Below are 13,049 nucleotides of genomic sequence, written 5' to 3'. Positions count from 1 at the left end.
TTGCCTGTCTCTCATAAACTTATGTGACGAGAGAACTATAAATTAATCAGTGACTTGGTCCTACCGATTTCGTACCAGATTATTATCTTTGGCTTCCAGTGACCTGACTGTTTTTCATAAACTTTCAGCTATTTCTTATCGGCACTGATCAGCGTCTCTGCTGTCGCATCAACGCTTGCGATTTCGGGTTTCTGCGCAACCCTCATCGCAATTATCTTCATATTCGTTTGGGGGCATTCGATTGGTTGAGCCACAATGGGGCTTACGCCCCATCATAGCTCCCCAGCGTTCGCATGGGTGTCGCCACTAGCTGCGCGCGCACCAGAGTTTGGGAGGTGGGGTTATGCTGTCACCTCAAACGCGCGATGGATTTCACAACGCAATGTCATGACCGCCAGCTAATTACGATCATGACACATGCAGGTCGCCATGTCGCCACAGCCCCGATCCTGCTCCTGCATCTTGCGCAGAGAGATGCGCTCGATACTGTTTTTGTCACAGCCTCTGCTAAAGCGTGAAAGGGCAGCGAGATCCGACGGCTACAGCAAGCTGGCAATCTCCTCGCTTTTTACGAGGCCCCTATGTGCAGATAAATACACTGCATTCCTCTCTCGCAGCATATCGACATGTTTATTTAGCACAGGAAGAGGAAAACGATGAAAAAACATCTAATTATGGAGATTTATGATTTTTTGAAGCACAAGGGCATCGTCAGCACCGAAGCAGATTTCAGCATAGACTGGCTTGGGCAATGCGAAAGCTATCTTCGTGGTCTGCGTTTCAAGCAAACAGAGCCGACACTGGGTGTCGTTGCCATCTGTGCCAGCAGATTACAGCAAGCCAGTCAGTTCATCCGTCAATCGCCAGCCCATGCCCATGTCGCTGATCAGTTTCTCGCACTCAGCCAGCGATGCCAAGAGATCGTAAACGCTGACGCAGCCGAGCTGGAACTGGTCTGACAATGCGCTACGAATCGATGCAACTTTATCTGTTGGGTGGTCGATTGATCGGGGCCTATCCTTGTGCTGAAACCCAGCATGCAACGAGAGGACTCAAGGCATGACTGCTGAAACTCAAAGTTTGGGAGACGATCTCGCCCTGTGGATCCTGAACGCGTCTGGCATTCGGGACAAACTTCCAGACATCAAGCATTATGTCGTCGAGACTATAAAGGACCTCGAGGCGGAAGATGACGATTTAGGAACTACACACCATAGTTTCATTATTATTTCGAATTCAAAACTGGCATCGACATTTCTATATAGCAATAATGATCACGGAAACATGTTCATTGCGAAGTATATAAAAAACAATGTCGTCAAAGCTGATGCATATCTTGAAAACAAGATAAAATTAAACATCGAATTTTTTGTTACGTATCGATATTTTTATGATGCCGAACGTGAGTTGGACATTTATTTCAATATCTTTTTCAATGATATCAGAAATGATGATTTTGATTTGGTCGGGGAAGTTATAAGCGAAAATATCTGTGAGGCTGAGCTGCGGGGGTCTTTGATGTGGCTTATGCTACAGAAATGATATTGATTGCAGTTCCCTTTGCTGATCATAAAATTTTGGCATTTTGTACGATCTCACTTGATTAAACCGAGACATATTTAGATCGGAACGATGCGTCCATCTTTGTCGCGCTTGTAGTCAGCCACAGCATTCGCAAGCCTACGATCATCGATCAGATGGTAGTAGGTTTTACGGATCTCGGTGTCGCTCGTGCCGCACATTTCCGCCACCTGCTGAAACGACAGCCCGCTCAATACCCGCTGCGTGATCATGAAGTGCCGCAAGCTGTATGGCACGATGCCGCGCTCTTCGTGATTCTCGATACCCGCAAGCTTCACCATGCGATGGAAGTGGTAGAGGATCGTTCGGTTTGAGATGCGCGTTTTCCCATCGAGACTGAAGATCAGATCGGTTTCCGATTTCGGCTGCACGATTTCTTTCCATCTTTGGAAGTAGAAACCGCCCCTGCAATAGAGCTTGCGATCCTTGCGAACCTTGCTGGTTTCCTTGCGAACATAGATTTCAGCCAAGAGCTTTGACTGCATGCCAACGCCCTGCTCGTGATCGAGCAGTTTCACATCGCACCAGCGTAGCTGCTGCTGCTCACCTGTGCGAAGCCCAGCGTTTGCTGCGATCAAGACATAGTGCCTTGCCAGTTCCCGTGTCAGATATTCTTCGTCGTCGAGATTGTTGGCATTGCGATCAACGTAGGATCGCATTTTCACCGTAAGCGCGCTGTATTCCTTGTTCGTCAGCGTTGCGCGCCTGACAGCCTCGTTATCGATTTCATACTTGCTGAGCTTGGGAAACTCGAAAGCTTCGACCAGAGATTCCTTCTTGCGGAAGAGAAACGCCATCATCGAATTGATCGTGCATTGCTCGTTCGCCAGCGTTGTATGCGAGACGCCCGTTTTCCTGCTCTTCATGCGATATGCGAAGTAGCCTTCCGCAGCGTTTGCATCCAGCTCCTTGAGCCTCGTGTCCCGCTTGATGTAATCGAGCCAGTGCTTGAGATGCGTTGAAACCGTGCCATAGCGACCCTTCGTGATCGTCTTCAGCTCGACCTCTTTCTGCTTGCTTTCCAGATAGAGCTTTACGCCCTCTTCAGCCGTGATCGAGAAGTAGCGTTTGCCGACCATCTGATCAGCGCGAAGCTGAATGTAGCGTTCCTCTGCACGCTTTTTTGCCGTCTCCAGCACTTTCGTTTTCAAGCTCTCGCGGGCATATTTGCCTTCGCCGTCGAGCCACATTCTGAAGTGCCAGTATTCGCCCCGTCGTTCGATCAAGACCTTGTCGAACAACCAGATGCGATTGTCATTTTCCTTTGCACGATGTGACATAAGCCAGCCTCAGCCATATTCAGCCAAACATCAACGTCGCCTACGTTTGAGAGTAGTGACACGTTTGTGTAGGTTTTTGTGCAGGTTGAGCGAGACTGGGACTGGAAAGCAACGATTTTTTCTGCGTCACGGAAGTTTTGTGTAACTAAATAACTGTTGAATATCAGTTACTTAGAAACAAATTCTACTCCCACTCAATCGTCCCCGGCGGCTTTGACGTATAGTCATAGACCACGCGGTTGATGCCCTTGACCTCGTTGATGATGCGCGTGGCGCAGCGGGAGAGGAAGGCGGCGTCGAAGGGGTAGATGTCGGCGGTCATGCCGTCGGTTGAGGTGACGGCGCGCAGCGCGCAGACGCTGTCATATGTGCGGCCATCGCCCATCACGCCAACGGTGCGGACGGGGAGCAGCACGGCGAATGCCTGCCAGATCGCGTCATAGAGACCCGCATTGCGGATTTCGTCGAGATAGACGGCATCGGCCTTGCGCAGGATGTCGCAGCGTTCCTTGGTCACTTCGCCCGGAATGCGGATGGCGAGACCCGGTCCGGGGAAGGGGTGGCGGCCGACGAACAGGTCGTTGAGGCCGAGTTCCTTGCCGAGCAGGCGGACCTCATCCTTGAACAGTTCGCGCAGTGGCTCGACCAGCTTCATATTCATGCGTTCGGGCAGGCCGCCGACATTATGATGGCTCTTGATCGTCACGCTGGGGCCGCCGGTGAAGGAGACGCTCTCGATCACATCAGGGTAGAGGGTGCCCTGCGCGAGGAAATCGGCGCCGCCAAGCTTCTTCGCCTCTTCCTCGAACACGGCGATGAATTCACCACCGATGAACTTGCGCTTTTTCTCGGGGTCAGTGACTCCGGCGAGGCCGGCCATGAAGCGCGCCTCGGCATCGACCACCACCAGCGGGATCTTGTAATGGTCGCGGAACAGCTTTTCGACCTGCTCACGCTCATTGAGGCGGAGCAGTCCATGGTCAACGAACACGCAGGTCAGCTGATCACCGATCGCTTCATGGATGAGGATCGCGGCGACCGAGCTGTCGACCCCGCCTGACAGGCCGCAAATGACGCGGCCCGAGCCGACCTGCTCACGGATTTCGGCGACCTTGGTCGCGCGAAATTCGGCCATGGTCCAGTCACCGGCGAGGCCGCAGACCTTGTGCACGAAATTGGCGATCAGCTTGGCGCCATCGGGCGTGTGGACCACTTCGGGGTGAAACTGGGTGCCATAATATTTGCGATCATCATCGGCGATCATCGCGAAGGGTGCGCCCTCGGTCGTCGCGACGACGCGGAAGCCGGGGGCGAAGGCGGTGACCTTGTCGCCATGGCTCATCCACACCTGGTGGCGTGACCCCTTGTCCCAAAGCCCATCGAACAATAGGCAATCATCCGACACTTCGATGAAGGCGCGGCCAAATTCGCCGCTGTCACCCGGCTGGACGGTGCCCCCGAGCTGGTGGCTCATGACCTGCTGGCCATAGCAGATGCCAAGGATCGGAAGGCCGCTGTCAAACAGGCATTGCGGCGCGCGCGGGCTGCCCTCGGCGGGAACGCTGGCGGGCGAGCCGGACAGGATGATGCCCTTGGGCTTCATCCGCTCAAAGGCGGCCTCGGCAGCGTTGAACGGAGCGATTTCGGAATAGACACCGGCTTCGCGAACGCGCCGGGCAATCAGCTGGGTCACCTGTGACCCGAAATCGACGATGAGGATGGAGTCGGACGGCTGGATGCTCATGACGGGCCGATAAAGAAGCGCGCCCGAAAAGAAAAGGGGAGGCACAAGGAAAGGCCGCCGGAGCTCTCCCTCCGGCGGCCTCTTGCTGGCCTGCGTGGCTGCTCTGTCAGATGCCGCGCAGCCTCACATCATCGACACGGCCATAGCGGACGGTGCAGGCGAAGCTGCCGCGATCATCATAGCCATTGTTGTTCCAGCGTCCGCCGCGATCCCAGCGGCCACCGCGCCCGTCACGGTCCCAACGGCCCCGGTCCCGCCAGCCATCGCGATAGTCGACCGCGACGCGGCCTTCGATGCGATAGCCGCCACGGATGCGGTCAACGTCGGTGATGCGGGTGACGTCGATGTCATCACGCCGGCCGCCGCGCCGTTCAACTGCGCTGACGCAGCGTTCGATGGCACCGCGCGAACCACCTGTCCGCTGCCAGTCATAACCACCGTGATAGCCATCCTGATAGCGGTCACCGCCACGGTCATAATAACGGTCACCCAGGCGACGGTCATTGCCAGACGACAGGATGGCGGCCAGCCCGCCAAGAACAACCGCCCCGGCAATCACCTCGCCAGCGCTGATGCCATCATGGCGGCGGTCATAGCGATCATGACCGCGATACTGGGCCGCAGCAGGCACCGCCGTCAGCAGGATCGAGCCAGCCAGCAGCGAACCCATCGCTGCCTTCGCGGTTTTTGCAACAGTGTTCGCCATTGTCTCTACTCCTCATTTCGGATGGAGCCAGAAAGGGGGGCGGCTCCATGGTTGAGGGTCTAGACGATTCGCTCTTGGGCGTTGCTGAACCGGGCTGACAGCGGCGGTTAAGGAAATTCGCTCTTCGGTCGGCCGGAAGGGACGGCCCTAAAAGCCCAATCGCTCCCTGAGTTCGGTCTTGAGCAATTTGCCGATGTGGCTGCGCGGCATTTCGTCGATAAGGTGGAGCGCGGACAGGCGCTGCGTCTTGCCGAGGCGGGCGTTGACGCGGGCGAGGATTACATTGGCATCCACCTCTTGTCCCGCCGCCGTGACGATGAAGCCGACCGGTGTCTCACCCCATTGCTCCGACGGCACCCCGACCACGGCGGCCTCAGCCACCTCCGGCTCCTCCAGCAGCACCGCTTCGAGGTCGACCGGATAGATGTTGAACCCGCCCGAGATGATCATGTCTTTGGCGCGACCGACAATTTCGACAAAGCCGTCGGCATCGACAATGCCGATGTCGCCGGTCTTGAGCCACAAATTGCCCTCGGCATCACGCCATTCCATCTCGCGCGTTTTTTCCGGCTGGTTCTTGTAGCCAAGCATCATTGTTGGCGAGCGGCCGCACAGCACGCCCTTTTCCCCCGGCGCCACCGGCTGGTCATCATCGCCCAACACGATCAGCTCATGCCCAGGCAACGGCTGGCCGACGGTGTGCAGCTTGTCGGGGAATTTGTGCGCCATCAGCATGCAGACGACGCCGCCCTCGGTCATACCGTATATCTCGTTGAGCGTCCCGGGGAAGCGCCGCACCGCTTCGCCCTTCAGCTCCGCCGAGAAAGGCGCGCTGGTGCAGAATTTCTGTTCCATCGACGACAAGTCATGTTTGTCGAAACCATCATGCCGCAGCAGGCGCTGATATTGCACCGGCACCAGCATGGTGTGGGTGATGCGATTGGCCGAGGCGAGTTCGAGCCAGCGCTTGGCGTCAAATTTGCCCATCAGCCGGGCATGGCCGCCCCACACCATCGTCGGCAGGAACACCGCCAGCGTCGTGTTGGAATAGAGCGGGGTGGAGAGCAGCGAGCGCGATTCCGGGCCATAGATGGATTTGAACCCGCCCGCCGCCTGTCGCCAGCGCATGATATGGCTGTGGACAATGCCCTTGGGCGTGCCGGTCGTTCCGCTCGAATAGATGATGTTGAAGGGGTCGCGCTCTTCGGGTGCGCGATGCGCAGGCTTCGACCCTGCGGGCGCCATCCACTCGTCAAGGCCGGGCGCGCCGTCGCGCGCGCCGTCGAGCATGATGCGGGTCATGGCGGGCAGCGGCTGATCAGCCAGATCATCCGCCTTGGCAGCGTCAATGAACAGGTGCATCGCGCCGGAGTCCGCCATCATCGCGGCGAGTTGCGTCGGCGTCGCACTGGTGGTCAGCGGCGCGGCACAGCCTCCGGCGCGGATTGCCCCCAGATAGGCCAACGCATAGGGAATGCCGGTGGTGCCAAGAATCGCCACCGCTTGTCCACGTTGCAGACCATCGCGCTGCATCGCCGCCGCCATGCGATCGACACGGTCCATCATCTCGGCCCAGCTGATCGTGCCATGATCATCGGACAATGCGGGCTCGTCAGGCTTGATCGCCGCCCATTCGGCCATGATCGCCGTATAGTCCCCGAACGGCTGTTCGAGGTGACGCTCTGGTGATGCGGCGGCGGCAGTCATGACATTCTCCCTCTCATGTGGCGCCGTCATCGCGGCTCTGTGCCGCGATTTCAAGCATCAGACATGACAGGTGGGAATCACTGGTTGGGCGGAGCGACAGTCTCCCCGGCCGGATTCGCGGCTGCGGCAGCGAGCGCAGATGCGGACAGGCCAGCGGTATCCAGCCCTGTCCAATGGGCAACAAAGGCGTACATGTCAGCAAATTCGGCGACAATCTTGTCAACCGGCTTGCCCGACCCATGCCCGGCGCGGGTTTCAATGCGGATCAGATGCGGACGGTCGCCAATGTCGCTGGCTTGGAGCATCGCGGTATATTTGAAGCTGTGGCCGGGGACGACGCGATCATCGGTGTCGGCGGTGGTGACAAGGATCGCCGGATAATCCAATCCACTGCGCACATTGTGGTAAGGCGAATAGCCATAGAGATTGCGGAAATCAGGCTCCCGGTTGGGATAGCCATAATCATCCACCCAATAGCGGCCAGCCGTGAAGCGATCGAAGCGCAGCATGTCCATCACGCCGACACCCGGCAGCGCGGCGGCGAACAGGTCAGGCCGCTGGTTGACCACCGCGCCGACCAGCAGGCCGCCGTTGGAACGGCCCTCAATCGCCAGCTCCCCGCGACCCGTGATGCCTTCGCTGATCAGATATTCGCCCGCAGCGATAAAATCATCGAACACATTCTGCTTGTTGAGCAGGCGTCCCGCATCATGCCAGGCCGAACCATATTCACTGCCGCCGCGCAGATTGGCGACGGCATAGACACCACCCGCATCGAGCCAGGCCATGCGGGTGGCGGAGAAATTGGGCGTCACAGCATTGTTGAAGCCGCCATAGCCATAGAGGATGGTGGGTGACCCGCCAGTCCGGTCGATCCCGCGCTTCATCACCACGAACATCGGTACGCGGGTGCCGTCGCGCGAGGTGTAGAAGCGCTGTTCAATGCTGTAATCCGCCGGGTTGAAGCTGACCTCAGGACGGGCAAACACCTCGGTCCGGCCGGTGGAGGTATCGAGCCGATAGATGGTCGTTGGTGTCGCAAAGCTGGTGAAGGCGTAGAATGTCTCGCTGTCATTGGCGGTTCCGCCAAAGCCCGAAGCGGTGCCAATCGCCTCCAGCGTCAGCCGCGCTACCGGACGACCTTGCAGATCGACCATCTCCGCCTGTGAACTGGCATCGCCCAGATAAGACAGGATGATGCGATTGCCGACGCGACGACCATTTTGCAGCGTCGCATCCCGCTGGGCAACAATTTCCACCGGTGCGATCCGCGCCTGGGCGTCGAGCGCGACGATGCGGCCGCGCGGTGCATCCTTGTTGGTACGGAAAAACAGCCGGCTGCCGTCATTGCCGACCAAGCTCCAGTCATTTTCCAGACCGCTGACCAGCTTGACCGGCGGCCGGTCAGGATGGGCGAGGTCGAACAGCGTTATCTCATAGCGTTCGTCAGTTCCCTCCGCCGTGGTGATAACCAGATAGCGGCCATCATCAGTCACTTCACCGCTGTGGCCATAATTGGGGTGATCAGGCGTGGAATAGACCAGTCGGTCTTCGGACTGCGGCGTGCCGATGCGGTGGAAATAAAGCGCCTGGTTGGTGTTGGTCGTCTGGAAAATGCCGCCTTCGGGTGCGGGGAAGCGCGAATAATAAAATCCCGATCCGTCGCGCGCCCAAGCAAGGCCTGAAAACTTCACCCAGCGCAGTTCGTCACCCAGCTGTTCGCCGGTCGCGACATCCAGCACGCGGACAATGCGCCAGTCAGTGCCGCCATCCTGCACCGTATAGATAAGGCGCGACCCATCCGGGCTGGGTTCCCATTCGGCAAGCGCCGTGGCGCCATCCGCCGCCCAGCTGTTCGGATCGATCAGCACCCGGCCCACGCCATCCCGGCCATCGCGCACCATCAGTACCGACTGGTTTTGCTGCCCGTTGTTGCGGGTGAAGAAATAGCGGTCGCCCCGCTTTTCCGGCAGGCCGAGCCGGTCATAGCGATAGAGCTGGGCCATGCGGCTGGCAAAAGCGCTACGGCCAGGCAGCGTTGCCAGATAGGCGTCGGTCGTCGCATTCTGTGCTTCGACCCATTGCGCCACTTCTGGCGTGGTCCGCACATCGCCCTCCAGCCAGCGATAGGGATCAGCGACCGGCACACCAAATTGTTCCTCGACCAAATCCTCCCGCCGAGTCAGCGGATAGTTGATCGCGGTCATCGTCGCCGTTGCCGCGGCCGTCGGGTCGCCAACCGCTCCGGTCACCACCGGAACGTCCGGCGCGGTGCTGGCCGGCGTGCCACTCACCTCTTCAGCCAATGTCAGCGAAGGCACAAACGCAAGCGCCGAACCGGCAAGCAGCATCAGGGCGCGAAAAGGCGCGCGGCGCGAACGAGGCATCATCATCTCCGGGGAAAACAGTCATTGGTTGCCGGGGAAACTAGGGAGCAGTTTGGCGTGAAGCAAGGTCAGAAACCGCCGTTTCGATGCCCAGCTCGGCAAAATCCCCGGTGAAATCGCTCAGCGCCAGTTCGTTGATGCAGGCGCGTGCCCCCGGTGCAGGCGCTTGGCCGTCGCGGTGACGGCGCAGCAGGGCCAGCGTCGCGAGCGTCGGCACAAACGGCCCGCGATTGCCCTCTGCCCGCAACGTCCATCGCGCAGTGACGGACGTGCCCGTCGCATCTTCTCCTCTGACATGCACGTCCATATACCCCCGGTCGCTGCCCAGCGGCACGAACCAGTCGGCAAACCAGCGCAGCGGACGGGCCAGCGGGCGCAGGCTGGCAATCAGGCGCCAGCGCACGGGCAGGCTCGCCGCGCTGAGGCCGAGGTGCAGCACGGCGAGTTCAAGCCCCGCGAAAAAGTCAGCCGTCCGGCGCGGCGCATAATGGCTGACGAGCAGGTCCTGATCGGGCGTGTCGCACAGGCTCGCCCAGCGCCGCGTGCCGTCGGGCATGGTCCAGCGCTGCGTTTCCCCCCAGCCGGGCAGCGCCTGCCAACGGCCATCGCGCCAGCCGCGCATCGGCTTGCCTGCCCAGCTGAGGATCGCCTGCACCACGGCCAGCCCACGCGGCGCGCGATTGCCGGGGAAAATGCCGACGCGGATCGCCTCGATCCCCTGCCACCCCGCCGTCAGCGTGTCGATTACCGCATGCGAGAGGGCGGGGACCGAGCTGGCCCCACTGATCACCGATATGCCCGCCGCGCGCGCCGCCGCATCATGCACGCCGATGGCAGCAACAAAGTCCCGCCCGTCGGCGAGGTCGACATAGGGGATGCGCGCGGCGATGGCGGCACGGATCACCCGGTCGTGCGAGGCTTGAAAGGGACCGGCGGCATCGACCACGACGTCCGCGCCGGCAAGGTCAGCGGCGGTCAGGGCATCACGGTCGAGCGGGCGGATCGCCGCACCGGGGGCAACCCGCCGCGCCAGTTCCTCAAGGCTGGACCGCGTCCGCCCGGCGAGGATCAAGCGGATACCGGGCTCGCGCGCCGCCCGCTCGACCAGCCGGCTGCCAAACACACCTGTCGCACCAATGATGAGGACGGTGAGCGGCGTCACTGGTCGGCAAACACCGCATGCTGGTGGAGCAATTCGCCGAGGAGCGGATGGCGCACCTCGAGGTCAAAGGCAAAGCAGCCCCTGCCCTCGCTGTCCTGTCCCATGTCGCGGTGCGTCACCACCGTCTGCCCCGGCGTCGCCCATGCCGGCAAGCGCCAGCGGCGGCCAAATCCGTACCAGGCATAATGATCGCTGCTGAAAACAAGGCCATCGGCGCGCGCCTCGACCGTCAGCGCCATGGCGATGCCCCATCCGATCCGTTCCTCAAGCCCCGTAGGTCCGGCAAAGCTTTTGACGCTGTGGATCACCTGCGGCAGGCGGTCATGGCTGCCATAGAGGCGGGACCAGATCTGACCACCGCTGCGTTCATCCTCGCTGACGCAGACCATTGCGGGGACGCCGGACTCCTGTCGCAATGGCAGCGGGGTACCAAGCGGGCGGAGCAATTGCGCCAGCCACCAGCCGGCGCGGGACAGCCGCGTTTCGATGACCTTCCCGCGATAAAGCGCCACCTGCCCGCCACGCGTCCGTTTGGAAAAGCGCAGCCGCACCGCCTCGGGCAATCGGCTCCAGCCGGCGCTGCCGACAAGGATGCGAAAGCGGATGTCGCGTGGGCCGGGGGCCTCGGGGAAACGGGCGAAACACGGATGACGATCAGGGCGGGGATGGATCGGCACGCCCTCGGCATCCACCATCGCGCCCGCTTCGCCCAGCACCACAGCCCTTTCGCTGCCCCAGCCCATGGTCCCTACTCCTTTTTGCGCCCCGCCAGCCCCAGCAGGCGGGTCACACCATCGCCCATCCTGATCAGCGCCATCAGCGCCGGCTTTGGCACGCCCAGCATCTGATCGTGCCAGCGGCTCATCGTCGTGACGAAGTCGAGCATCGTGTCGAGCCGCTCCCGCGCACCCGCGCTGATCGCCGGATCGTCTCCGGCCATCGCGGTGCATTGCTTCAACGCCGCCTCGGCTGGATCAATCTCCCGCGCCTTGCGGCCGGCAGCGATGCAGGTGACCATCGCCCAGATATCCTGCTCCGCCGCGAAATGCTCGCGTCGGTCGCCCAGCACCGGCACCCGGCGGATCAGCTTCCAGTCGAGCAATTCCCTCAAGGATGTCGAAACATTGGAACGCGCCATGGCCAGTTGCGCGGCAATGGCCTCCGCCGTCATCGGCGCGTCGGCCAGATACAGCAGCGCATGAATTTGCGCGACCGACCGGCTGACGCCCCATTGCTTGCCGAGTTCGCCCCACTGGAGGACAAACTCCGCCACCGCTGGCGGCATCGGCGCGACTCGATCTTCTTGTTCCGTTATTTCTGTCATAACAGAAATATCTGTCATGGACGGCGCAAAGTCAAGTCACCATCGCCCACCAGCATCGAGGGTGGCGACAGCGGCGGACTTGAACGGAGTCAGGATGGTTCGCGCGGTTCCCAGCGACGCTAGACGCCGCAACTCAGAACGGTGGCGCCATAGGTGGCGAATTCGGGCCACTGCGACGCGGAACTGATCGAACAGCTTTCTGCGACATCAGGGCCAACATTAATCGTCCCGTCGCGGGCGACCTGCCAGCCGGCACGGCGCAGCGCGGCGGCGACCGTGCCGACATTTTCGCGGAACATGACGGTGGACGCTTCCCAGTGCGCGCCGACACCGGTCACGGTAACGCCAACAAGCGATCGAGAGGGCACGGTGGCAAAACCGCTGGCAGCGGTCTCATCGCCACCCTTTTTCTGCGCGATTTCCAGCGCCCGGCGGTGCTCGCGTTCCGCCACTTCAAAATAGCTGCGTAGCGGCGCACCAAAGGCTGCGTTCATGTCAAACGGACGGACCACAGGGGCTGTCGCCGGCGCAGCCACCACAGCAGCCGCTGGCAAATAGCCACCGCCATTGACGCGGAACCAGCGGGATGTACCGTCAGTGCCGCGTACCCAGCGACCGGTCAGCGCGGCATTTTCCGGCATGGAACGCAGCGGCGCACCGGCACTCTGGCCGGGGAGAGGCAACAGGGCAACCGGCCCGCGCGTCACCATCGGCTCGTCAGCGGGCGAGAGGAAATCATCGGCATAGGGCGCCTCGGCGCTAGCCACCGGCGCTGTTGCGACCGCACCCTTGTCCACCGCTGCCTTGGCCTTGGGCTGGATGCCATTGACTTGCAGATCCGAAAAGGCCCACCAGGCAATGCCGGCCACCAAGAGCGCGGCCAGCGCCACGCCACCGATCAACAACTGGTTTCGATTGACCGGGGATGGCTGATGAACAGGCTGAGCCTGGAACGGGATGGGCGGCGGGACATAGGGCGAGGCAGGAGTCGCTGGCGAAGCCGCAGCGGGGCTAGGCGTGGCCGCTGTGGCGAACGCCTTGCCACAGTGCGCACAAAAACGATTGCCCGCAATTCGAGCCGCGCCGCATTGGGTGCAAAATTCCGTCATCACCGACCCTTATATGTTTGGCGGAGCGATAGCACCGGCTTGGGACGGG

At 60.7% G+C, this 13,049-nt stretch carries 11 protein-coding genes; 2 read left to right on the top strand and 9 right to left on the bottom strand.

All coding sequences use genetic code 11. The features are described 5' to 3' along the window. Window positions 1-656 precede the first annotated feature (656 nt). Window positions 657-959 carry a DUF6626 family protein gene (locus GV829_RS07280; protein ID WP_169945361.1) on the top strand — a complete coding sequence of 101 codons (303 nt, stop codon included), beginning with the start codon at window positions 657-659 and terminating at the stop codon, window positions 957-959. A 100-nt stretch (window positions 960-1,059) separates the two neighbouring features. Next, a complete protein-coding gene (locus GV829_RS07275; protein ID WP_169945359.1) occupies window positions 1,060-1,542 on the top strand; it encodes a hypothetical protein in 483 nt (160 codons plus the stop codon). A gap of 77 nt (window positions 1,543-1,619) precedes the next feature. Here the strand turns inward: GV829_RS07275 and GV829_RS07270 are convergent, their stop codons facing one another. The 9 genes from GV829_RS07270 to GV829_RS07230 all read right to left on the bottom strand — a co-directional run bounded on the left by GV829_RS07270 (window position 1,620) and on the right by GV829_RS07230 (window position 13,000). Further along, window positions 1,620-2,861: a tyrosine-type recombinase/integrase gene (locus tag GV829_RS07270; RefSeq protein WP_169945357.1), complete on the bottom strand. Its 1,242-nt coding sequence runs from the start codon at window positions 2,859-2,861 to the stop codon at window positions 1,620-1,622. Between the two features lie 184 nt (window positions 2,862-3,045). Continuing rightward, window positions 3,046-4,605 (bottom strand): glutamine-hydrolyzing GMP synthase, encoded by a 1,560-nt coding sequence (guaA, locus tag GV829_RS07265; protein WP_169945354.1) that lies wholly within the window; start codon window positions 4,603-4,605, stop codon window positions 3,046-3,048. Window positions 4,606-4,711: 106 nt separating this feature from the next. Further along, on the bottom strand, window positions 4,712-5,311 hold the full coding sequence (locus GV829_RS07260) for a hypothetical protein (protein ID WP_169945352.1): 600 nt from the start codon (window positions 5,309-5,311) through the stop codon (window positions 4,712-4,714). Between the two features lie 147 nt (window positions 5,312-5,458). After that, a complete protein-coding gene (locus tag GV829_RS07255; RefSeq protein WP_169945349.1) occupies window positions 5,459-7,018 on the bottom strand; it encodes a class I adenylate-forming enzyme family protein in 1,560 nt (519 codons plus the stop codon). A gap of 77 nt (window positions 7,019-7,095) precedes the next feature. Beyond that, a complete protein-coding gene (locus GV829_RS07250) occupies window positions 7,096-9,225 on the bottom strand; it encodes a prolyl oligopeptidase family serine peptidase (RefSeq protein WP_169948072.1) in 2,130 nt (709 codons plus the stop codon). A gap of 220 nt (window positions 9,226-9,445) precedes the next feature. Continuing rightward, window positions 9,446-10,567, bottom strand: a complete 1,122-nt coding sequence (locus tag GV829_RS07245) for a saccharopine dehydrogenase family protein (protein WP_169945346.1) — start codon at window positions 10,565-10,567, stop codon at window positions 9,446-9,448. After that, on the bottom strand, window positions 10,564-11,310 hold the full coding sequence (locus GV829_RS07240) for a DUF4166 domain-containing protein (protein ID WP_246202759.1): 747 nt from the start codon (window positions 11,308-11,310) through the stop codon (window positions 10,564-10,566). The genes GV829_RS07245 and GV829_RS07240 overlap by 4 nt, the downstream gene beginning before the upstream one ends. 5 nt (window positions 11,311-11,315) lie before the next feature. Continuing rightward, entirely contained in the window at window positions 11,316-11,891 is a 576-nt protein-coding gene (locus tag GV829_RS07235) for a GbsR/MarR family transcriptional regulator (protein WP_169945344.1), read from the bottom strand. Window positions 11,892-12,010: 119 nt separating this feature from the next. Beyond that, window positions 12,011-13,000 (bottom strand): zinc ribbon domain-containing protein, encoded by a 990-nt coding sequence (locus GV829_RS07230; protein ID WP_169945342.1) that lies wholly within the window; start codon window positions 12,998-13,000, stop codon window positions 12,011-12,013. Window positions 13,001-13,049 lie beyond the last annotated feature (49 nt).

The sequence above is a fragment of the Sphingomonas lacunae genome (assembly GCF_012979535.1).
In the GTDB taxonomy this organism is placed as follows: domain Bacteria; phylum Pseudomonadota; class Alphaproteobacteria; order Sphingomonadales; family Sphingomonadaceae; genus Sphingopyxis; species Sphingopyxis lacunae.
The sequence above is the reverse complement of the archived record's forward strand: the minus strand, read 5'-3'. Positions and strand labels throughout refer to the sequence as shown.

What these genes read in the sequence shown, in the direction of transcription:
- GV829_RS07280 (WP_169945361.1), top strand. Translation starts at nt 657, where the DNA reads ATGAAAAAACATCTAATTATGGAGATTTATGATTTTTTGAAGCACAAG.
- GV829_RS07275 (WP_169945359.1), top strand. Translation starts at nt 1,060, where the DNA reads ATGACTGCTGAAACTCAAAGTTTGGGAGACGATCTCGCCCTGTGGATC.
- GV829_RS07270 (WP_169945357.1), bottom strand. Translation starts at nt 2,861, where the DNA reads ATGTCACATCGTGCAAAGGAAAATGACAATCGCATCTGGTTGTTCGAC.
- guaA (WP_169945354.1), bottom strand. Translation starts at nt 4,605, where the DNA reads ATGAGCATCCAGCCGTCCGACTCCATCCTCATCGTCGATTTCGGGTCA.
- GV829_RS07260 (WP_169945352.1), bottom strand. Translation starts at nt 5,311, where the DNA reads ATGGCGAACACTGTTGCAAAAACCGCGAAGGCAGCGATGGGTTCGCTG.
- GV829_RS07255 (WP_169945349.1), bottom strand. Translation starts at nt 7,018, where the DNA reads ATGACTGCCGCCGCCGCATCACCAGAGCGTCACCTCGAACAGCCGTTC.
- GV829_RS07250 (WP_169948072.1), bottom strand. Translation starts at nt 9,225, where the DNA reads ATGACCGCGATCAACTATCCGCTGACTCGGCGGGAGGATTTGGTCGAG.
- GV829_RS07240 (WP_246202759.1), bottom strand. Translation starts at nt 11,310, where the DNA reads ATGGGCTGGGGCAGCGAAAGGGCTGTGGTGCTGGGCGAAGCGGGCGCG.
- GV829_RS07235 (WP_169945344.1), bottom strand. Translation starts at nt 11,891, where the DNA reads ATGACAGAAATAACGGAACAAGAAGATCGAGTCGCGCCGATGCCGCCA.
- GV829_RS07230 (WP_169945342.1), bottom strand. Translation starts at nt 13,000, where the DNA reads ATGACGGAATTTTGCACCCAATGCGGCGCGGCTCGAATTGCGGGCAAT.